We start from the raw sequence: 18,189 nt of genomic DNA on the forward strand, positions 1-18,189 counted from the left end.
CGGCCAGCCGCCGTCCCCGGCACACGGCCGGCACGCCCGCCTGGACGATCGCCGCACAGGCCGTGCCACGCTTCCTCATTCGATGACCACGCTTAACCATCCCTCCGGCAACGCCGGGTGCATCAGCCAGTACGATCCGCAAGCTTTGCCCGTCAGCGCCGCACAGGCCATCGTGCTGCAGTGGGTGACGCCGCTCGCGGCGAGCGAGCGCGTGCCGCTACGCGAGGCGCTCGCGCGCGTGCTGGCCGAAGACGTGATTTCGCCCATCGACGTCCCGGCGCACGACAACGCCGCGATGGACGGCTATGCGTTCGACGGCGCGGCGCTGGCCGACGCCTCCGGCCGTCTCTCGCTCACTGTGTGCGGCAAGGCCTTCGCCGGTCACGCCTACCCGGGCGAAGTCGCCGCGCTCGCCTGCGTGCGCATCATGACCGGCGCGCCCATGCCCGCGGGCTGCGACACTGTCGTGCCCCAGGAGCACGTGTCGGCACACGGCGACGCCATCTCCTTCGAAGCGAACGTCGTCAGGCGAGGCGCGAATGCGCGCCGCAAGGGCGAGGATCTCGCGCACGGCGGCGTGGCGCTCGCGGCAGGCCGCGTACTGCGCGCTTCGGATATCGGCTTGCTTGCCTCGCTCGGACTCGTCGAGGCGAACGTCAAGCAACGCCTGCGCGTGGCCTACTTTTCGACCGGCGACGAATTGCGCTCGCCGGGCGAGCCGCTCGAGCCCGGCTGCATCTACGACAGCAACCGCTACGCGCTCGGCGCGATGCTCCAACGCCTGAACGTCGAGGCGATCGACCTGGGCGTCGTGCGCGACGACCCGGCGGCGCTCGCGGCAACGCTTAGAAAGGCTGCCGAAAGCGCTGATGTCGTGCTAACCTCCGGCGGCGTCTCGGTCGGCGAAGCCGATTTCACGCGCACCCAGTTGCAAACGCTCGGCGACGTCTCGTTCTGGGGCCTCGCCATGCGTCCTGGCCGCCCGCTTGCGTTCGGCCGCATCTGGTCGGGCGGACGCCCGGGCGCGGGCCGCGCGGCGCTCCTGTTCGGCTTGCCCGGCAACCCGGTCGCGACCATGGTCTCGTTCTACCAGATCGTGCGCCCCGCGCTCATGGCGATGGCGGGCGCGCAAGCGCAGCCCGTCCCGCTCGTGCCGGCACTGAGCGATCAGCCGATCAGAAAGCGGGCGGGACGCACGGAGTTCCAGCGCGGCCTTGCGCGCCGCGATAACAGCGGCCAGTGGCGCGTCACGCCGACCGGCTCGCAAAGCTCGGGCGCACTCAGCACGATGAGCGAGGCGAACTGCTTTATCGTGCTCGCCCACGAAGCCGGCGATCTCGACGCCGGCGACGCCGTCGACATCATGCTGTTCGATGGGCTCGTCTAGCGCGACGGCGCCGCAGAGGCCATCAAACGTATCCACACGTCCACACCTGCATAACGGACCGACTACTATGAAAAAACAGATCTCGTTCATCGCTGCGGGCCAGACCGCCAAGGCGCTCATCCTCGTGTACCTGACCTTCAGCGTGCCTATCGTGCTGCTCGGCGTGCTCGTGGCGTTCGTGCGCTATGGCTCGGTCGAACTCTCGACCATCTTCAGCGCGCTGCTGCTCAATGCGATCGTCGGCTTCATCCTGCTGTGGATCGCCTGCCACGCGTACAACTGGGTGGCCTCGCGCTTTGGCGGCATCGAGATCCATCTCTCCGACGTGCCCGAGGAAGCGTGATGACCGCAACGATTCGCGCCGCCACGCCCGCCGACGTCGGCGCCATGCACGCGCTGATGTATGAACTCGCCGAGTTCGAAAAACTCACGCATCTGTTCACGGGCACGGCCGACGGTCTCGCCGACGCCCTGTTCGGCGCGCGCCCCGCTGCCGAAGCGCTGGTGGCGGAAGACGCCGGCCGCATCGTCGGCTACGCGCTCTTTTTCCACAACTACTCGACCTTCCTGAGCCGCCGCGGTCTCTATCTCGAAGACCTGTACGTGCAGCCGTCGCAACGCGGCACCGGTCTCGGCACGGCAATGCTGCGCGCGCTCGCGGCGATCGCTGTCGAACGCGGCTGCGCCCGCTTCGAATGGACCGTGCTCGACTGGAACACGCCGGCGATCGGCTTCTATGAAAAGCTCGGCGCCACCGTGCTGCCCGACTGGCGTGTGGTGCGCATGACCGGCGACGCGCTCGACAAGCTCGCAGCGCCTGGCGAGACGGCGCTCGGGTAACACAACCGAACCGCACGCTCGAATGCAAACGGGCCGCCTGATTCAGGCGGCCCGTTCCCTTTTGGCGCGGCGGTTTTCCTCACTCGTCGCCGAATCCGCCTTCACCACCCGCTTCGCCATTGCGCAGCGCGTCGCCAAGCAGATTCGCGGCGGCCTCGCCCGGCAGCGCTTCGACGTCGCGCAGCTTGCGGTTCATCGCGCGAGTGCGCACCTCGGCGGCCTCGATGGAACGCGTGACGGTTTCGAGCTGCGACTTCGTGCGCGCGAGCACGTCGCCGAACTTGCCGAACTCCGTCTTCACCGCGCCGAGAACCTGCCACACCTCACTCGAACGACGCTCGATGGCAAGCGTGCGGAACCCCATCTGAAGACTGTTGAGGAGCGCCGTAAGCGTAGTCGGCCCGGCGACGCTCACGCGGTAGTCGCGCTGCAGCACATCGGTCAAACCGGGGCGGCGCAGGATTTCCGCGTACAGCCCTTCGGTCGGCAGGAACAGCAGCGCGAAATCGGTCGTGTGCGGCGGCGCGACGTACTTCTCGGCGATGGTGCGCGCCTCCGCGCGAATGCGCAGTTCGAGCGCGCGGCCCGCCTCCTCGATCGCGAGCGCGTCCGCGCGCTCCTGGGCGTCGATCAGACGCTCGTAGTCCTCGCGCGGAAATTTGGCGTCGATGGGCAGCCAGACCGGCTCGCCGGTTTCCCCAGCGCCGACGCCACGCCCGGGCAGACGAATCGCGAACTCCACGCGTTCACTGCTCCTCGGCACCGTCGCCACGTTTTTCGCGAACTGGTCGGGCGTGAGCATCTGCTCGAGCAACGCTTCGAGCTGCACCTCGCCCCACGTGCCGCGTGTCTTCACGTTGGTGAGCACCTTCTTCAGGTCGCCCACGCCCGCCGCCAGCGTCTGCATCTCGCCCAGCCCGCGATGGACCTGCTCCAGCCGGTCGGAAACGAGCTTGAACGATTCGCCAAGGCGCTGTTCGAGCGTCGCGTGCAGCTTCTCGTCGACGGTGCGGCGCATTTCCTCGAGCTTCGCCGCGTTGTTCGCTTCGATGTCCTTCAGACGCTGTTCGAGCGTCGCGCGCACTTCGGCGAAGCGCCGGTCGTTGACTTCGGTGAGTTGCGCGAGCTGCTGCGTGAGCAACGAGCCGAAGTGGCGCAGCGCGGCGCCCTGCTCGTCGCGCGCCACCTGGGCTTGTTGATGCAGGCTCTGGCGCACGGCGTCGAGCTGTTGCGTATTGGTCGCCGTGAGTTTGGCGAGCTGCTGGGCGAAGCCGTCGATCTGGCTGTTCTGCACCGTTGCCATGCTACCGAGCTGCGCTGCCAGCGCCTGCTGCACCTGCGCGAAGCCGCCGCCGAATTCGCTGCGCGAGCTTTGCGCGGTACGCGCGATCTCGTTGCGCAGTTCGCGCTCGATGCGCTCGGCCGCGCGCGCCTGCGTGTCGGTCGAGGCGGCGAGGCGATCGCTCAGCTGATCGAGCGCGTCGAGCGTGGCCTCGGTGTCGCCCTCGCCATGACCGTGACGCGCGCGCAGCAACGCGACGAGCGTCACGACGAACGCGATCGCCAGTGCGATGATCGCCAGCGACATGACTGCAAACGGGCTCATGTACGCGCTTTCCCCAGCACGGCGGGGTTGATCGGGTTAGGCGGCTGCCCCGCGCGCGGCCCTTCGCCGAGCGCGGCGATGAGGTTGTCGGCGGCGAGGTTCGCCATGGCGCGGCGCGTGGCCTCGCTCGCACTCGCAATGTGCGGCGTGAGCACGACGTTCTCCACTTCGAGCAGCGCCGGATGCACGCGCGGCTCGCCCTCGAAAACGTCGAGGCCCGCCGCCGCGATCTGGCGCGTGCGCAGCGCGTGCGCGAGCGCCGCGTCGTCGACGATGCCGCCGCGCGCGATGTTGGTGAGCGTGGCCGTGGGTTTCATCAGCGCGAGTTCCGCTGCGCCGATCGTGTGATGGTTTTCGGCCGTATAGGGCAGCACGAGCACGACATGGTCGGCCTGCTTGAGCAGGTCTTCCTTCGAGAGATAGTCGGCGTTCAGTTCGCGCTCGATCTCAGGCGCGACGCGCGAACGGTTGTGATAGACCACGCGCATGTTGAAGCCACGCGCGCGGCGCGCGAGCGCCTGACCGATACGCCCCATGCCGATCACGCCGAGCGTGGCGCCATAGATGTCCGAGCCGAGAAACGCGTCGAACGACCACTTGTCCCATTTGCCCGCGCGCAGGAAATGTTCGGACTCCGTCACGCGGCGCGCGGCTGCCATCATGAGCGCCCAGCCGAAGTCGGCCGTGGTTTCGTTGAGCACGTCGGGCGTGTTGGTGCCAAGCACGTTGGCCGCGTTGAAGGCGGCCATGTCGAAGTTGTTGTAGCCCACGGCCATGTTCGACACCGCGCGCAGGCGCGGCGCGGCGGCGAGCGCGGCGGCGCCAATCGGGTCGCCCGCGGTGAGCGCGCCGTCCTTGTCCGCGAGACGCTGGTGCAGCGCCTCGGGCGCAAGCGCCTCGCCGTTGTTCCAGTCCACGTCGAAATATTGCTTCAGCCGATCGATCACATCGGGAAAGATCGGGCGCGCCACGAGAATCTTTTGCATCGTTGCTCTCCACACTTCAGTCGTTGTCCGTCATTGTTGCGCGTGACGGTGCGCTCAGGGAAGTCTCGCGCGCCTTTCGAAAGCGGTTTCCAGGCGGCTTGCGGCTAGACGAAAAAGAGCCACGTGGCCGCGAGAAAGACAGGCGTGAGCAGCACGCCCGACCAGCCAAGATAGCCGAAGAAGCCCGGCATGCGCACGCCGCGCGACTGCGCGATCGCCTTCACCATGAAGTTCGGCGCGTTGCCGATATAGGTGAGCGCGCCCATCCACACGGCGCCCGCCGAAATCGCGGCCAGCGTCTTCGCGCCGCCGGACATGAGCGCATTGGCGTCGCCGCCCGCGAGATTGAAGAACACGAGGTAGGTGGGCGCGTTGTCGAGAAACGACGAGAGCAGACCCGTCGCCCAGAAGTACATCGCTTCGTTGGGGCGGCCCGGCGCGTCGTTCACGAAGCGGATCAGCGCGGCGAATGCGCCCGCCTCGCCCGCGCGCAGCATCGCGATGACCGGCGCGATCGTCACGAAAATGCCCGCGAAGAGTTTGGCCACCTCGACGATCGGCGCCCACTCGAAACCGTTGTCGGCGCGCGCCTGTTTCGACGTGAACGCAAGTGAGATGAGTGCGAGCGCAACAAGTCCCGCATCGCGCACGAGGTTCTGCAGCTGCACATGCGCGCCCGCGACTTCGAAGACGATACCCGGACGCCATATGCCGCTCATCAGCACGAGCGCGATGAGCAGCGCGAGCAGCACGAGATTCGCCTTGCCACCGATCGCGAGCGCGCCGGTGTCCGGCGTCGGGTCGAGCGAGGCGGCGCGCACTTCGCCGGCCTGACGGAAGTACCCGCTATCGAGCGCGTAAAACGCCGCGAGCAGCACGCCGCAGACGAACAGCATCGGAAGCGCTAGATGCTGCGCAGTCCAGAAGAATCCCACGCCGTTGAGGAAGCCGAGGAAAAGCGGTGGGTCGCCGAGCGGCGTGAGCAAGCCGCCCGCGTTCGCGACGAGAAAGATGAAAAACACGACCACGTGCACGTTGTGCCGTCGATTGTCGTTGGCGCGCAGGAGCGGCCGGATCAGCAGCATCGCCGCGCCCGTCGTGCCCATCACACTCGCGAGCACGGTGCCTAGCGCGAGGATCGACGTATTCATGCGCGGCGAGCCACGCAAATTCCCATACACGCAGATGCCGCCTGCGATCGTATAAAGCGCGCCGAGCAGCACGATGAACGGAAGATATTCGTCGATCACGGCGTGCACGAAGAGCGGATACGTCGCGCCGGGACCGTGCGTGGCCGCGAACGGCAGCAGGAAGGCCAGCGCCCAGGCCGCCGAGATCTTGCCGAAATGGTGATGCCAGAACGTGGCCGCGAACATGGGGAAGAACGCGATCGACAGCAGCATGCCGGCGAACGGCAGCGCCCAGGCCGCGCCAAGCGAGGCGCCGTCGAACGTCGCAGCGTGTGCGCTCGTGCTGAACAGTGTGAGTGCAGCGAAGAGCGCTCCCGCGCAGGCGCTCGCCGCGTTGCGCTTACGCGCCATGCACGACGATCACATGCACGCGATACGGCCCGTGCGCGCCAAGAATGATGGTCTGCTCGATGTCGCCGGTGCGCGAGGGCCCCGAAACGAAATTGACCGCACGCGGCAGTTCTCCGCGCTCGGCGCGCATGAGCGCGAAGGCGTCCTCGTGGCCCGCGACGATGCGCGAAGCGGGCACGACAGCGATGTGCGTTTCGGGCAACAGCGCGCCCGAGGCCCAGGTTTGCGGGCTGGAGAGCAGCACCAGCGTGCCGGTTTCGGCCGTGGCGCAAAAACACCCTGTGAGGCCGACGAGATCGCGGTCTTCCGGCTTGCGGAATTGAACCGCGAGACCCGCGCCGGCCCAGTCGAAGGTTTCGAGCGTTTGCCACGCGACAGCCTGCATCGGCAGGCTGCGCTCGGCGAGATAACGTTGCGCGGCGGCGGGCACGTCGGCCATCTGCTGGACTTCGTCGACGGTGCTCGACATCTTGCGCGCCTCGCCAACGAAGCGCGCAACGAGGTCGCCTTCGAGCGGCGGACGCGGACCTTCGGGATGCTGCGCGAGGTAATCGGCCACGGCTTCGCGTTCGTGCGCCGCGGGCGTAGCCTCGCGTCCCTGCGCCGCGCGAATGCGCGCGAGTATGCTGCGGCGGGCGGCCGTCGTGTCCATGAACGTCCTCGTCAGATGAAGAAAAGCGACGCGCCGATTATACCGGGGCGTCGCCTTGTGATTGACGGGTTCCGTGTGCGCTTCTTTACGCGCCTATTTGCCCGCGCACTCCTCTTCCACGGGCTGCTCGATGCCGAACACCTGGCGCAGATAGGCGAGATACGCCTTGTCGTCGCACATGTTCTTGCCCGGCGAATCGGAGAGCTTGGCAACAGGCTGGCCGTTGCAGCGAACCATCTTGATGACGATCTGCAGCGGCTGATAGCCAAGGTCGTTGGTGAGGTTCGTGCCCACGCCGAACGCGAGGCGGCAGCGGTCGCCGAAACGCTCGTACAGGCGCAGCACCTTGGGAATGTCGAGCGCGTCCGAGAAGATCATCGTCTTCGTGCGCGGGTCGCAGCGGTTGTCCTCGTAGTGCTTGAGCAGGCGCTCGCCCCACTCGAACGGATCGCCCGAATCGTGCCGTGCGCCGTCGAAGAGCTTGCAGAAGTACATGTCGAAGTCGCGCAGGAAGGCCTGCATGCCGTAGACGTCCGAGAGCGCGATGCCGAGGTCGCCGCGATACTCCTTCGCCCACATCTCGAAGCCATAGATTTGCGAGTCGCGCAGACGCGGCCCGAGCGCCTGACACGCCTGCAGGTACTCGTGCGCCATCGTGCCGAGCGGCGTGAGGTTGTGCTTCATCGCGTAGTAGACGTTGCTCGTGCCGGTGAACTGCTCGCCGAGATCGTCTTTAAGCGTGAGGATGACTTCCTCGTGCCAGCGCTTCGAGAAACGGCGGCGCGTGCCGTAGTCGGCGATCTTGCAGTCGGCGAATTCGGGCTTCGCGCCGAGCAGTTCGATCTTGTGGCGCAGGCGCTCGCGCCCCTCCTCATACTGCGGATGATGCTGCGTGTTGCGGAAATACACCTCGTTGACGATGGCGAGCACCGGGATCTCGAAAAGGATCGTGTGCAGCCACGGCCCCTTGATCTCGATGTCGATTTCGCCGTTGCCCTTGGGCGACGGCGTGATCGAGATGTACTTTTCGTTGAGGTGAAAGAGCGCGAGAAAGTCGATGAAGTCGCCCTTGATGAAGCGCATCTTGCGCAGATACTCGAGCTCGGGCTCGGCGAAGCGCAGCCTGCAGAGCTTCTGGATCTCGCTGCGGATCTCGTCGATGTAGGGCACGAGATCGACGTTCGGCGTGCGGCAGCGGAAACGGTATTCCACATTGGCCGCTGGGAAATGATGCAGCACCACCTGCATCATCGTGAATTTGTACAGATCGGTATCGAGCAGCGAAGTAATGATCATGATGGGCCAGCCGGACTGCAATCGGATAGCGCCCGCGAAGCGGGAACCGGAGCCGCTGCGCGGCAGATGCCTCGCAGCGGCTCCGGGCGGCGAGCGCCAGCGGTGCGCCCATGTTACCCGAATGCCTGCGCGCCCCGCTTGCCCGCCGGCACGTCCCCTTGTTCGCAAGGGGTAAAACGGTGCGGATCACCCCATCATATAAACTAATCACGAAACGATATAAGGACGGTTACGGGCCCGTGGTTGGGGTAATTCCTCATCAGTTACAATAGCGCCTTTGGCGAACCGCCATCCCCCGATACAAAAAGCTTGCAGGAGCTGCCTGAATGACTCACGTTGTGACCGAAAGCTGCATCAAGTGCCGCTATACCGACTGCGTCGATGTGTGCCCGGTGGACTGCTTTCGCGAAGGTCCCAACTTCCTCGCGATCGACCCGGACGAGTGCATTGACTGCGCCGTGTGCGTTGCGGAATGCCCGGTGAACGCCATCTACGCCGAGGAAGACGTGCCTGGCGACCAGCAATCGTTCATCGAGCTGAACGCCGACCTCGCCAAGAACTGGCCGAGCATCACCAAGACCAAGGCGCCGCTGCCGGAAGCCGACGAATTCAAGGACGTGAAGGACAAGCTCGCGCTTCTCGCACGCTGATTGCACGTTAATCGCACGCTGATCGCGGATTGCCCTTAAAGAGATAGCGACGGGGTATTGACAGGTCTAGCCATACCCCATAGAATCTCGTTCTCTGCTTTTGTTGATCCCCGATAGCTCAGTCGGTAGAGCGCCGGACTGTTAATCCGTAGGTCCCTGGTTCGAGCCCAGGTCGGGGAGCCAAGATTCGCAAAAGCCCGTTAATCACAACGGGCTTTTTTATGACGTAAAGAGTTGTAGCTGTATTGTTGTTCCCCGATAGCTCAGTCGGTAGAGCGCCGGACTGTTAATCCGTAGGTCCCTGGTTCGAGCCCAGGTCGGGGAGCCAAAATATCGAGGGGTTGCGTGTTTGCACGCAACCCCTTTTTCTTTTGCTGCGCGTGTTGTGCATACAGCGAGGCTGCATCGTCAGTGCAGCCGAATGTCTTCGCAGTCTCACCCTGACACTCCCCACCCTCCCCGATAATGTCGATTCGTCATCTTCGGGAATCCGCATGAAATCCGCCCGCCTCACCGCCCGCCTCACCGCCCGCCTCACCGCCCTCCTCGCCGGCGCGAGCCTCGTCGCCTCGGCCGCTGCCCACGCCGAACAGATCGGCAGCGTGAACACCAACTTCCGCGTGACCGGTTCCGACAAAGTCGTCGTCGAAGCCTACGACGATCCGCAGGTGCAAGGCGTCACCTGCTATGTCTCCCGCGCGCGCACGGGCGGCGTGAAGGGCACGCTCGGCATTGCGGAAGATCCGACCGAGGCGTCGATCGCGTGCCGGCAGGTCGGGCCGATCTCGTTCACAGGCCCGCTCAAGCAGCAAGACGACGTCTTCAACGAGCGCATGTCGTTCCTGTTCAAGACGTTGCACGTCGTGCGCGTGGTCGACGCGAAGCGCAACGCGCTCGTGTATCTGACCTACAGCGACCGGGTGGTGAGCGGCAGCGCCAAGAACAGCGTCACGGCCGTACCGGTGCCGGCGGGCACGACGATTCCGCTGCGCTAAACTGGGGATCTGAGCCGGATCCCTCACCATGACCGATTCCCGTTTTCGAGATTCCGCCCGCTACTGGCGCACGCCGCTTCTGCCCGGCGCGGATCTCGTCACGGCCGAATACAACGAACATACGTTCGCGCCCCACTGGCACGAGGCGTACACGATCCCCGTAATCGAGGGCGGCGCCGAATGCTATCGCTATCGCGGCGCGCAGCACGTCGCCGAAACGGGCAGCGTGCCGGTCATCAATCCCGGCGAGCTGCACACAGGCTCGCGCGCCGCCGAGGAAGGCTGGAGCTATCGGGTGATGTACGTGCCGATCGACTTCCTGCACGATCTCGCCGGCGAAATCGCGGGGCGCGCGCAGCCGCTGCCGTGGTTCGACACGGAGGTGATCCACGATCTCGATCTCGCGCATCGGCTCTCGCGCGCACACCGTCTGCTCGAAGCCGACGCCGACTGGCGGCGCGCCGCAGCGCAATCCAGCACGAGCGCCGGCTTGGCGGCGCTTCCCACCGCTTCCGATGCGCAGCGCTCCGATCTGCTCGCCGTAGAAGGTGCACTGCTCGACGCGCTCTCGACGCTGCTCACGCGCTACGGCCGCACGCGCGAGGCCGCGCTCAGGCATGGCCCGAACGATCCGCGTGTGGAAACGATGAAGGCGCTCCTCGCCGCCGATCTCGCCATGCCGCTGCGCGTAGCCGATCTCGCCCACGCAGTCGGCCTTTCGCCCTTTCACGCCACGCGGCTCTTCACGCAGGCGACCGGGCTGCCGCCGCACGCCTGGCGCACGCAGTTGCGCCTGCAACGCGCGCTCGGCCCGTTGCGCGAAGGCGCCTCGGTGGCCGACGTCGCCGCGGCGAGCGGCTTCACCGACCAGAGCCATTTCACACGGCACTTCCGGCGTATGTTCGGCGTGCCGCCGGGGCGCTGGCAGTCGTCCTGAAGGCGCAAGCCCGCCTCGCGCCGCAAGAACGTACAAGCCACCCGCACGGGCGGCCGTTATGCTGTCCCCTTGTATCAGGAGGACAGTTTGACCACGCATCCCAACCGCTTCACCGAATTCATCGCCGGCGCGCGCGACACGATCCCCATGATGATCGGCGCCGCGCCGTTCGGCGTGATCTTCGGCACGCTCGTCACCTCGGGCCCGCTTTCGCTCTGGCACGGCCAGTTCATGTCGCTCGCCGTGTTCGCCGGCTCCGCGCAGTTCATCGCGCTCGGGCTGATCGCCTCGCACGCGAGCTTCGCTGTCATTCTTGCCACCACGTTTATCGTGAACCTGCGGCACGTGCTCTACAGCGCAACGCTCGCGCCCTATGTCTCGCATCTGCCGCTGCGCTGGCGTCTCGTGCTCGGCGGCCTGCTCACCGACGAGGTCTTCGCCGTCGCGTGGGCGCATTTCCGCCGCCATCCGCCCGGCGACGACGTCTCGCCGTGGCATTTCCTCGGTTCGGGCGTCTCGATGTACCTGAACTGGCAGCTCTGGACCGCGGCCGGCCTGCTGTTCGGCGCGGCGTTTCCGGGCCTGCAGTCGCTCGGCCTCGACTTCGCAATGGTCGCAACCTTCATCGCCATCGTCGTGCCACAGTTGGTTGCCGTGCGCTACCTCGCCGCTGCCGCGACCGCGGGCGCGCTCGCCTTTTTCTGGCAGGGCTGGCCGTACAAGCTCGGGCTGCTCGGCGCCGTGCTCGCAGGCGTGGTCGTGGGCGTCGTCCTCTCGCGCCCGGGTTCCTCGCGCGGCGTCCGCGCCGCAAGCGACTCCGCCCGCAAGCCCACCAACGTCCAACGCACCGCAGGAGCCGGGCAATGAACTACGTCGTCCTGATTCTCGGCATGGCCCTCATCACCCTCGTCATTCGCACGGCGGTGTTCGTGCTCGGCGACCGGCTCGTGTTCCCGCCGCTCGTGCGCACCGCGCTCGGCTTCGTGCCCGTTACCGTACTCACGGCCATCATCGTGCCGATGGCGGTCTCGCCCCACGGCCAGGGCGCCGAGCTGACCTGGCGCAACCCGCAGCTCGTCGGCGCGCTCGCGGCCATTGTTGTCAGCGCGCTCACGAAGCGGCCGCTCCTCACCATCGCGGTCGGGCTCGGCGTGTTCTTCCTCTGGCAAGGCGTCGTGCTGCGCTAGAGCGTCCCCTCGCCCCTTACGCTCAAGTTTCACCCCGGCGCGCCGTTAAACCCGTCAAGGCCTGCTCTGGCAGGCCACTGCTCGAACGGCGAGAGCACGCGAGAAGCGATAAGGATTACACCGGGGCAACCACAATGGGGCATATCACCCTTAACCTGAAGGATGAAACGCTTGCGTCGCTGCGCAAGGATTTCGACGCGTTCCTGCGCGTCTCGCTCAAACTCGACCCGCAGTTCGCCACGCCGGAATTCGAGGACTACCTGCGTGCGAAGCTGCTCGACAACATGACGCCGCTCACGGAGCACGCTGTCCAGCGGCTCCTGCAAGGCGGCCAGTACGCATGGGCCAAGCGCACGCTCGACAAGGAGTTCCCCGAGGTCGTCTCGATCCTGATGCGTCAGGCGGGCGAATTCGGTTTCGGCTTTGCGTCGCGGCCCGAGTGGACACCGGACGAACTCTCGAAGCAGTGCCGCGACTGGGCGGCCGCCATCGTGAGCGAAGCCCAAGGCGAAGAAGCGCTGATCGATCCGCTGGCTGCGCAGATCAAATCGGGCGTGCAGGACATCCAGACGCTCGAAGAGACGATGCAGACGCCCGCGTGGCGGCTCACCGAGTCGCTGCGTCAGCGGGTGTACGAAGCGAAGATCGGCTGCGAGCAGGCTAGCGGCAGCCTGGCGCGCGAGCGCCTGGGTGAATTGCGCGGGCTCTTGAGGCTCGGCGTCACGCATGGCGTGTTCCAGAAGCAGGAAGCGCAACAGATCATGGAATATCTGCGCCTGCTCAAGCCCGAGATTTTCGTCGAGGAGCCCGACGACGTCTTCACGCGCCTCGCCGCGTGGCTGCGCAACTTCTTCATGCCGCCGCAGCGTGGCACCGCGCGCGAACAGGGGCGCTAGACGCGCCTCGCTGAGAACGCCCCGCCAGGCGCGCCCCGCTAGGCGCGCCCCTTAGTCCCACATCTTCCTGAGTTTCGCGGCGATCTCGACCTTCGCATGCGCGGCGGCGGCGAGTCCCGCCGCGCTCGGTGCGCTCGCCACGGGCGCGGGCGGCCATGCGCGCGATTCGAATAGCGGCAGCATCGGCGCGGCGATGAAGCGCGTGCGCGAGGCCCATACGTGCCGGTCGCCCGACGCCACCTGGTTGTGCACGTAAAAGCGCTGCGGCACGACGATGTGCAGATCCTCTTTCGCGCGCGTCATCGCCACGTAGAGCAGCCGCCGCTCCTCCTCCAGCTCCTCGTCGCTGCCCGCGCCGAGATCGGACGGAATGCAGCCGTCCACGCCATTGAGCACGAACACGTTGCGCCACTCCTGCCCTTTCGCCGAATGGATCGTCGAGAGGATCAGATAGTCCTCGTCGAGCAGCGGATCGGCGGATTCGGCGCTCGTGGCGTCCGGCGGATCGAGCGTGAGTTCGGTGAGAAAGCGCTCGCGCGAGGCGTAAGTGCTCGCAATGCTCTCCATTTGCAGCAAATCGGCCAGACGCACCTGGGCGTCCTCGTGATTGCGCTCGAGATGCGGCTCGTACCAGCGCCGCACGCGCTCGAATTCGGCGGGCCACGGTGTGGCGCGCATGGAGAGACTGTCGATCAGCGACGCGAACGCCGGCCAGTCCTCAGCCGCGCGCGGCGGCGGCGCGAAGGCCGCGAGCGCCTCGGCGGCGCGATACGCGCCCGTGCACGCGGCCACCTGGTCGAGCAGGCGCGCGGCGTTGGCGGGCCCCACGCCCGGCAGCAATTGCGTCACGCGAAAGCCCGCCACGCGATCGAGCGGATTCTCGGCCCAGCGCAACACCGCCAGCACGTCCTTCACGTGCGCGGCGTCGAGAAAACGCAGGCCGCCGAACTTCACGAACGGGATATTGCGCCGCGCCAGTTCGATCTCGAGCGTGGCGCTGTGGTGCGCCGCACGAAACAGCACAGCCTGCTGCTTGAGCTTCATGCCCGCTTCACGCGCCTCGAGAATCTGTTCGACGACGTAGCGCGCCTGAGTCGCCTCGTCGGCCACGGTGACGAGGCGCGGGCGCTGCTGCGAGGGGCGATCGGTCCACAGGTTCTTGGTGAAGCGCTCGGCGGCGGCGTCGATCACGGCGTTCGAAGCGGCGAGGATCGGCGCCGTCGAGCGGTAGTTGCGCTCGAGCGTCACCTGGCGCGCGGGCGGATCGAACTGCGCCGGAAAGTCGAGAATGTTGCGCACCGTCGCGCCGCGAAACGAATAAATCGCCTGGGCGTCGTCGCCGACCACGGTCAGGCCGCGGCCGTCGGGCTTGAGCGCGAGCAGGATCGAGGCCTGCAGGCGGTTGGTGTCCTGGTATTCGTCGACGAGGATGTGATCGAAGCGGCCCGCAAGATCGGCGGCAATCGCCGGCTCCGCGGCCATGTGCGCCCAGTAGAGCAGCAGGTCGTCATAGTCGAGGACGTTCTGCTTTTGCTTGGCGTCCACGTAGGCCGCGAACAGCGCGCGCAGTTGCGGCTCCCATTCGAGGCACCACGAGAACGACCGATTGAGCACGCTGGCGAGCGAGTCGCCCGTGTTGACCGCGCGCGAGTAGATCGCAAGGCACGTCGACTTCGAGGGGAAGCGCTTTTCCTTCGCCGAGAATCCGAGTTCGTGGCGCACGAGGTTCATCAGATCGGCGGAATCTTCGCGGTCGTTGATCGTGAACGCCGGCGAAAGGCCGATGTGATCCGCGTACTCGCGCAACAACCGTGCGCCTACGCCGTGAAAAGTGCCCGCCCAGCTGAGCCCTTGCGCGAGCACTGCGGCCGCGCCCGGCGCGCTGGCGGCGATGCGCGCCACACGCCGCGTCATTTCCTGCGCGGCGCGCCGCGAGAACGTAAGCAGCAGGATGCGGTGAGGGTCGGCGCCACCCGCGATCAGATGCGCGACGCGGTGAGCGAGCGTATTGGTCTTGCCCGACCCAGCCCCTGCGATCACGAGCAGCGGGCCCGGCAGCGCCGAGCCCGGCACGTAGCCCGCTTCGCCGCCGTGCTCGACGGCCTCACGCTGCGCGTCGTTGAGTTTCGCGAGCCACGAAGAAACGGCATTGGCCGCGTCGGCACGCACCTGGCTGGCGTCGGAGACAGAAGAATCGGCAACGGAAACTGTGGACACGGCGGGCGCTGGGACGATGGACGTGGCGAATCGGAAAGAGGCGACGCATACTGTATATCCATACACCCCGCATCCGCAAGCGCCTGATTCCATGGCGATCTGGCGGGATTTAACGACAACGCCGCGGCGCGTTTCGAGCATCATGAAGCGAAGCGGCGGCGTCCGTTGCCGGACGCCGCCGCTCTCGGTGTGCGAACAAGGTCAGCGCCCAGTACACGGACGCCGCCTGCATCAGCCGCGCGTTAGCGCGTTATTCCGATTGGCCGCCCTGCTGCTGGGCCGACATGCCGTTCATCTGATCCTTCATTTCCGAATCGTTGGCCTGACGGTCGGCCTTGTGGTTGATCTTCGCGTCCTTCACCTGCGCCTTGTACTGCGACTTCGCCTGCTTCTTCGCGTCGCTGTACTCGGCGTTCGCCGACTTCTTCGCGCTGCGGTATTCCGCGTTCGCGGCGGCGTTGGCGTTGCGCTTTTGCACCAGCGGGTCAGCGGATTGCGGAGCAGTCAGCGCTTGCGGGGCGGGCGCGGGTTGCGCGATGCCGGCGGCCGCCGGCGCGTGGCCCGTCACCTGGCCCGGCGCTTGACCAGGCGCAGCACCCGGCGCGCCGGAAGGCGCCATCGTTGGGGCTTCGCCGGCCTGTGCCGCGCCCTGGGTCGCGTTTTGAGCGGCGTTTTGCGCATACGCACCTTGCGCGAATACGGCGGCAGTCGTCACGGTGGCAAAAGCAGCGGTAACAGTGAGCAGCTTGCGAATCTGGGTCATGGCGTATCCTCCTTGCAGTGGTTCCGAAGGCGCGTTCGCAGCGGGCAAGCCCGCCGGAATCGCGCCCCCGCTCGACGAAGCCGCGCAACGCAAACTTGAGCGGCGCTGTCGATCCGGGTGAAACCATTTTGGTATGAAGATCACCGTGGGGTCCCGCAACGTTACTCAACGTTTCATTTTCTGACGAATTCATAACATCTGGCCCCGAGATGTGACAGCCGCCGCGGCAAAGCCGCCATCGCTTATGATGCTCACCCTTCGCGCGCTTGCCGCACGCCTTTGAAATTCCAATCCGCCATGCCCAACCTCGATTTCACGCTGACCGGCGACTACGTCGAACTGCACAACCTCCTGAAGATCACCGGACTCGCCGACAGCGGCGGCTCGGCCAAACAGATCGTTGCCTCGGGCGCGGTGAAGGTGGACGGCGAAGTCGAGCTGCGCAAGACGTGCAAGATCCGCGCGGGCCAGGCCGTGCTGCTGGGCGACACGCGCATTGCCGTCAAGGCGCACGAGTGAACCGCCCCGAAACTTGCCCGCAGGCGCCAGCTATGCACCAGATTTGAGCATCTGGATCGACAAGGTCGCTGTCTCGCAATAAGCTTTCAGTTTCGACAGACGAACCCTGCCGCGCGGCGCGCTTATATCGCGCCGCTTGTTTTTCATGACTCGAACCACGCTTTCCCGCCGCGCCGTTTCGGCGCCGCCCACGCTGCGCGGCCACGCCGCCGACACCGCCCGCCTCGCCGGCCCGCTTGCGATCGCCCAGCTCTCGCAGATGGCGATGAGCGTGACCGACACGGTCCTGCTAGGCTCGCTCGGCGCCGATGCGCTCGCCGCGGGCGGCCTTGGCGCGAACATGTTCTTCGTGGTGGTGACCGTGCTGCAAGGCGTGCTGACCTCGGTCAGCGTGAGCGTCGCGCAGGCGCGCGGCGCCGACAACGAAAGCCAGGTGCCGCACATCTACTGGACCGGCTTCGCGCTCTCCCTGCTGCTCTCTGTGCCGGCGTTCGCGCTGCTCTCCTTCGCCGAGCCGATCCTGCGCGCGCTCGGCGAGCCCACGCTGCTCGCGCATCACATCGGCGAGTACACGGCCGTGCTGCGCTGGGGCGCGCCCGCGAGCCTGATCGGCGTGGGGCTCATGCGCTCGTTCCTGCCCGCCATCGGCGCGGCGCGGCGCCTGCTGTGGGTGTCGATCGCGTGCGTGTTCATCAACGGCTTTCTCAACTACGGGCTGATCCACGGTGCGTGGAGCCTGCCGCGCCTGGGCTTTCTCGGCTCGGCGGTGGCCACCACGATCACCGTCTGGCTCACCGCGTTCGTGCTGATGGCGCTGCTGCACCTGCGGCCTTCGCACCAGCATTTCGTCGTTGCGCGCCGGCCGACGGCGCCGCTGATGGGCGAACTCTTCACCATTGGCTGGCCGGTTGCGATCACCTATGCGGTCGAGGCGACGCTCTTTCTCGCCACCGGCCTGCTCGCGGGCCTGCTCGGCGCAACGCCGCTCGCGGCGCACCAGATCGCCTTGAACGTGGCCTCCGTCACCTTCATGGTGCCGCTCGCGATCGGTCAGGCGGCCAACGTGCGCGTGGGTTACTGGTCGGGCGCGGGGGTGCCGCGCGCGGCGCGCCATGCGGGCTTCGTCGCGCTCGGGCTTGGCGTTGGCTTCATGTCGCTGTCGGCGCTCGTGATGGTGCTCGCGCCGCACTGGATCGTCGGGCTCTACCTGCACCTCGACGACCCGGCCAACGCGCACACGGTCTCGCTTGCGGCCACGCTGCTCGGCGTCGCGGCGATTTTCCAGATCGTCGACGGCGCGCAGACCGTCGGTTCGGGCTGCCTGCGCGGCCTGAAAGACACGCGTGTGCCGATGCTCGCGGCCACGCTCGGCTACTGGGGCATCGGCTTTCCGCTCGGCTACGTGCTCGCGTTCCACTTCGGGCTCGGCGCGCTCGGGCTCTGGTGGGGGCTCGCCGCCGGGCTCACCACGGTCGCCGTGCTCATGACGTGGCGCTTTCACCGTATGAGCCGGCGCGCGCAGGCTCACGCTGCCGCCACAAGCCGCGTTGGTTGAAGCGTTCACTTAACCGGCCAGGCCGTACCGGCGCGACCGGGTAAAATACGCGCCTGGCGCCGCACGCGGCGTCCGTCCCACGAGGGCAAGAACAGTTTGGAGACAGCCGCGCCCCGCGAGCGCCGCCGGCCACCCCGGCTACGCTTGCCGCGCGCGGAGCGC

Annotated in this window: 18 protein-coding genes and 2 tRNA genes; 13 read left to right on the forward strand and 7 right to left on the reverse strand. The window is 66.6% G+C overall.

Annotation, left to right across the window (positions count from 1 at the left end; translation table 11 throughout):
• The first annotated feature begins 82 nt into the window (after nucleotides 1-82).
• The 3 genes from glp to U5A65_RS30885 all read left to right on the forward strand — a co-directional run bounded on the left by glp (nucleotide 83) and on the right by U5A65_RS30885 (nucleotide 2,227).
• A complete protein-coding gene (gene glp, locus U5A65_RS30875; RefSeq protein WP_321948773.1) occupies nucleotides 83-1,387 on the forward strand; it encodes a gephyrin-like molybdotransferase Glp in 1,305 nt (434 codons plus the stop codon).
• A 67-nt stretch (nucleotides 1,388-1,454) separates the two neighbouring features.
• Nucleotides 1,455-1,730 (forward strand): hypothetical protein, encoded by a 276-nt coding sequence (locus tag U5A65_RS30880; RefSeq protein WP_028212919.1) that lies wholly within the window; start codon nucleotides 1,455-1,457, stop codon nucleotides 1,728-1,730.
• On the forward strand, nucleotides 1,730-2,227 hold the full coding sequence (locus U5A65_RS30885) for a GNAT family N-acetyltransferase (RefSeq protein ID WP_321912561.1): 498 nt from the start codon (nucleotides 1,730-1,732) through the stop codon (nucleotides 2,225-2,227). Before U5A65_RS30880 ends, U5A65_RS30885 begins: the two co-directional genes overlap by 1 nt.
• 79 nt (nucleotides 2,228-2,306) lie before the next feature.
• Here U5A65_RS30885 and U5A65_RS30890 read toward each other — a convergent pair whose 3' ends face one another.
• The 5 genes from U5A65_RS30890 to pncB form a co-directional block, all read right to left on the reverse strand.
• The gene (locus tag U5A65_RS30890; protein ID WP_415765915.1) at nucleotides 2,307-3,833 is read right to left on the reverse strand and encodes a DNA recombination protein RmuC; all 1,527 of its coding nucleotides are present in this window, start codon (nucleotides 3,831-3,833) and stop codon (nucleotides 2,307-2,309) included.
• Nucleotides 3,830-4,819 carry a D-glycerate dehydrogenase gene (locus U5A65_RS30895; RefSeq protein ID WP_321948774.1) on the reverse strand — a complete coding sequence of 330 codons (990 nt, stop codon included), beginning with the start codon at nucleotides 4,817-4,819 and terminating at the stop codon, nucleotides 3,830-3,832. The genes U5A65_RS30890 and U5A65_RS30895 overlap by 4 nt, the downstream gene beginning before the upstream one ends.
• A 104-nt stretch (nucleotides 4,820-4,923) precedes the next feature.
• Nucleotides 4,924-6,360, reverse strand: a complete 1,437-nt coding sequence (locus tag U5A65_RS30900) for a sodium:proton antiporter (protein WP_321948775.1) — start codon at nucleotides 6,358-6,360, stop codon at nucleotides 4,924-4,926.
• Nucleotides 6,350-7,012 (reverse strand): lactate utilization protein C, encoded by a 663-nt coding sequence (locus U5A65_RS30905; protein ID WP_321936114.1) that lies wholly within the window; start codon nucleotides 7,010-7,012, stop codon nucleotides 6,350-6,352. Before U5A65_RS30905 ends, U5A65_RS30900 begins: the two co-directional genes overlap by 11 nt.
• A 93-nt stretch (nucleotides 7,013-7,105) precedes the next feature.
• Nucleotides 7,106-8,308, reverse strand: a complete 1,203-nt coding sequence (gene pncB / locus U5A65_RS30910; RefSeq protein ID WP_321912566.1) for a nicotinate phosphoribosyltransferase — start codon at nucleotides 8,306-8,308, stop codon at nucleotides 7,106-7,108.
• Nucleotides 8,309-8,634: 326 nt separating this feature from the next.
• Here pncB and fdxA point away from each other — a divergent pair, with 326 nt between their 5' ends.
• From fdxA to U5A65_RS30950, 8 genes are all read left to right on the forward strand, one after another.
• Complete coding sequence (fdxA, locus tag U5A65_RS30915) at nucleotides 8,635-8,958, forward strand: ferredoxin FdxA (RefSeq protein WP_321912568.1); 324 nt, start codon at nucleotides 8,635-8,637, stop codon at nucleotides 8,956-8,958.
• Between the two features lie 107 nt (nucleotides 8,959-9,065).
• Nucleotides 9,066-9,141 (forward strand) — tRNA-Asn (locus tag U5A65_RS30920).
• Nucleotides 9,142-9,210: 69 nt separating this feature from the next.
• Nucleotides 9,211-9,286: transfer RNA gene (locus U5A65_RS30925), tRNA-Asn, on the forward strand.
• Nucleotides 9,287-9,452: 166 nt separating this feature from the next.
• The gene (locus U5A65_RS30930) at nucleotides 9,453-9,953 is read left to right on the forward strand and encodes a CreA family protein (protein ID WP_321948776.1); all 501 of its coding nucleotides are present in this window, start codon (nucleotides 9,453-9,455) and stop codon (nucleotides 9,951-9,953) included.
• A gap of 28 nt (nucleotides 9,954-9,981) precedes the next feature.
• The gene (locus U5A65_RS30935; protein ID WP_321912571.1) at nucleotides 9,982-10,890 is read left to right on the forward strand and encodes an AraC family transcriptional regulator; all 909 of its coding nucleotides are present in this window, start codon (nucleotides 9,982-9,984) and stop codon (nucleotides 10,888-10,890) included.
• A 147-nt stretch (nucleotides 10,891-11,037) separates the two neighbouring features.
• A complete protein-coding gene (locus tag U5A65_RS30940) occupies nucleotides 11,038-11,757 on the forward strand; it encodes an AzlC family ABC transporter permease (RefSeq protein ID WP_321912652.1) in 720 nt (239 codons plus the stop codon).
• Nucleotides 11,754-12,077, forward strand: a complete 324-nt coding sequence (locus tag U5A65_RS30945; protein ID WP_158758285.1) for an AzlD domain-containing protein — start codon at nucleotides 11,754-11,756, stop codon at nucleotides 12,075-12,077. Before U5A65_RS30940 ends, U5A65_RS30945 begins: the two co-directional genes overlap by 4 nt.
• A 134-nt stretch (nucleotides 12,078-12,211) precedes the next feature.
• Nucleotides 12,212-12,973, forward strand: a complete 762-nt coding sequence (locus U5A65_RS30950) for a DUF4088 family protein (protein ID WP_321912572.1) — start codon at nucleotides 12,212-12,214, stop codon at nucleotides 12,971-12,973.
• A 51-nt stretch (nucleotides 12,974-13,024) separates the two neighbouring features.
• Here the strand turns inward: U5A65_RS30950 and U5A65_RS30955 are convergent, their stop codons facing one another.
• Nucleotides 13,025-15,283: an ATP-dependent helicase gene (locus U5A65_RS30955; RefSeq protein ID WP_321948777.1), complete on the reverse strand. Its 2,259-nt coding sequence runs from the start codon at nucleotides 15,281-15,283 to the stop codon at nucleotides 13,025-13,027.
• A gap of 157 nt (nucleotides 15,284-15,440) precedes the next feature.
• On the reverse strand, nucleotides 15,441-15,953 hold the full coding sequence (locus U5A65_RS30960) for a hypothetical protein (RefSeq protein WP_321948778.1): 513 nt from the start codon (nucleotides 15,951-15,953) through the stop codon (nucleotides 15,441-15,443).
• Between the two features lie 297 nt (nucleotides 15,954-16,250).
• On the opposite strand from U5A65_RS30960, the gene U5A65_RS30965 reads away from it, so the two are divergent.
• Both U5A65_RS30965 and U5A65_RS30970 read left to right on the forward strand, forming a co-directional pair.
• Complete coding sequence (locus tag U5A65_RS30965) at nucleotides 16,251-16,472, forward strand: RNA-binding S4 domain-containing protein (RefSeq protein ID WP_321912578.1); 222 nt, start codon at nucleotides 16,251-16,253, stop codon at nucleotides 16,470-16,472.
• A 145-nt stretch (nucleotides 16,473-16,617) separates the two neighbouring features.
• Nucleotides 16,618-18,027, forward strand: a complete 1,410-nt coding sequence (locus tag U5A65_RS30970; RefSeq protein ID WP_321948779.1) for an MATE family efflux transporter — start codon at nucleotides 16,618-16,620, stop codon at nucleotides 18,025-18,027.
• Nucleotides 18,028-18,189 lie beyond the last annotated feature (162 nt).

It is taken from the genome of Paraburkholderia sp. J10-1 (assembly GCF_905220165.1).
In the GTDB taxonomy this organism is placed as follows: domain Bacteria; phylum Pseudomonadota; class Gammaproteobacteria; order Burkholderiales; family Burkholderiaceae; genus Paraburkholderia.

Excerpts from the sequence above, each read along its gene's own strand:
- U5A65_RS30905 (WP_321936114.1), bottom strand. The coding sequence starts at position 7,012 with ATGGACACGACGGCCGCCCGCCGCAGCATACTCGCGCGCATTCGCGCG.
- U5A65_RS30880 (WP_028212919.1), top strand. The coding sequence starts at position 1,455 with ATGAAAAAACAGATCTCGTTCATCGCTGCGGGCCAGACCGCCAAGGCG.
- U5A65_RS30935 (WP_321912571.1), top strand. The coding sequence starts at position 9,982 with ATGACCGATTCCCGTTTTCGAGATTCCGCCCGCTACTGGCGCACGCCG.
- U5A65_RS30945 (WP_158758285.1), top strand. The coding sequence starts at position 11,754 with ATGAACTACGTCGTCCTGATTCTCGGCATGGCCCTCATCACCCTCGTC.
- U5A65_RS30885 (WP_321912561.1), top strand. The coding sequence starts at position 1,730 with ATGACCGCAACGATTCGCGCCGCCACGCCCGCCGACGTCGGCGCCATG.
- U5A65_RS30950 (WP_321912572.1), top strand. The coding sequence starts at position 12,212 with ATGGGGCATATCACCCTTAACCTGAAGGATGAAACGCTTGCGTCGCTG.
- U5A65_RS30900 (WP_321948775.1), bottom strand. The coding sequence starts at position 6,360 with ATGGCGCGTAAGCGCAACGCGGCGAGCGCCTGCGCGGGAGCGCTCTTC.
- U5A65_RS30965 (WP_321912578.1), top strand. The coding sequence starts at position 16,251 with ATGCCCAACCTCGATTTCACGCTGACCGGCGACTACGTCGAACTGCAC.
- U5A65_RS30930 (WP_321948776.1), top strand. The coding sequence starts at position 9,453 with ATGAAATCCGCCCGCCTCACCGCCCGCCTCACCGCCCGCCTCACCGCC.
- U5A65_RS30890 (WP_415765915.1), bottom strand. The coding sequence starts at position 3,833 with ATGAGCCCGTTTGCAGTCATGTCGCTGGCGATCATCGCACTGGCGATC.
- U5A65_RS30895 (WP_321948774.1), bottom strand. The coding sequence starts at position 4,819 with ATGCAAAAGATTCTCGTGGCGCGCCCGATCTTTCCCGATGTGATCGAT.
- U5A65_RS30940 (WP_321912652.1), top strand. The coding sequence starts at position 11,038 with ATGATGATCGGCGCCGCGCCGTTCGGCGTGATCTTCGGCACGCTCGTC.
- glp (WP_321948773.1), top strand. The coding sequence starts at position 83 with ATGACCACGCTTAACCATCCCTCCGGCAACGCCGGGTGCATCAGCCAG.
- U5A65_RS30970 (WP_321948779.1), top strand. The coding sequence starts at position 16,618 with ATGACTCGAACCACGCTTTCCCGCCGCGCCGTTTCGGCGCCGCCCACG.
- pncB (WP_321912566.1), bottom strand. The coding sequence starts at position 8,308 with ATGATCATTACTTCGCTGCTCGATACCGATCTGTACAAATTCACGATG.
- U5A65_RS30955 (WP_321948777.1), bottom strand. The coding sequence starts at position 15,283 with ATGGAATCAGGCGCTTGCGGATGCGGGGTGTATGGATATACAGTATGC.
- U5A65_RS30960 (WP_321948778.1), bottom strand. The coding sequence starts at position 15,953 with ATGACCCAGATTCGCAAGCTGCTCACTGTTACCGCTGCTTTTGCCACC.
- fdxA (WP_321912568.1), top strand. The coding sequence starts at position 8,635 with ATGACTCACGTTGTGACCGAAAGCTGCATCAAGTGCCGCTATACCGAC.